Source organism: Planomonospora algeriensis (assembly GCF_977012225.1).
Genome location: NZ_CDRNDK010001018.1, coordinates 1 through 690 on the forward strand (window position 1 = coordinate 1; position 690 = coordinate 690).

Consider the following 690-nt stretch of genomic DNA (forward strand, 5'->3'; position numbering starts at 1 on the left):
CTGACCCACCGAGCCGTGCGGGCCGCGCTCTCCTGAGCCCCGCCCCCGCCGGCCGCGCGGTCCCTCGTCGCGGCCGGCGGGACGCCCGCTCTGGCGGAGTCCCCGTCCGTAGTCGTACTGTCACAGGTATTGCAGGTGCCGCGGGCACTGCCCGCCCGGCTGACCTCCAACGGGAGCGGATCGATGGCGATGCGGTTCGAGCACGAGTTCACGGTTCCGGTGCCGGTCGAGCAGGCGTGGGCGGTGCTGCTCGACGTCGAGAGGGTCGCCCCCTGCCTGCCGGGGGCCGTGCTCGACGCCGTGGAGGGCGACTCCTTCACCGGCCGGCTGAAGGTGAAGGTCGGCCCGATCACCGTCACCTACCGGGGTTCGGCCGCCTTCGAGGACGTCGACAAGGACGCGCACACCGCCGTCCTCAAGGCCTCCGGCAAGGAGGCCCGGGGTTCCGGCACGGCCTCCGCCACGGTCACCGCCCGGCTCCGCCCGGAGGACGGCGGGACCCGGGTCACGGTCGAGACGTCCTTCAACGTGACCGGCCGCCCCGCCCAGTTCGGCCGGGGCGTGATGGCCGAGGTCGGCGCCCGGCTGATCGACAGGTTCGCCGCCGCCCTCTCCGACCTGCTGTCGGAGGGCTCCGCCGCCGAACCGGCCGCGCGTCCCGCGGAGCCCGGTGCCGCGGAGCCCGGTGCC

At 75.4% G+C, this 690-nt stretch carries 1 protein-coding gene; it reads left to right on the forward strand.

Annotation, left to right across the window (positions count from 1 at the left end; genetic code table 11):
• Window positions 1-135: 135 nt before the first annotated feature.
• Window positions 136-690: SRPBCC family protein (locus ACWJ6R_RS37535; RefSeq protein WP_449066738.1), on the forward strand; the 555-nt coding region annotated here is incomplete at its 3' end.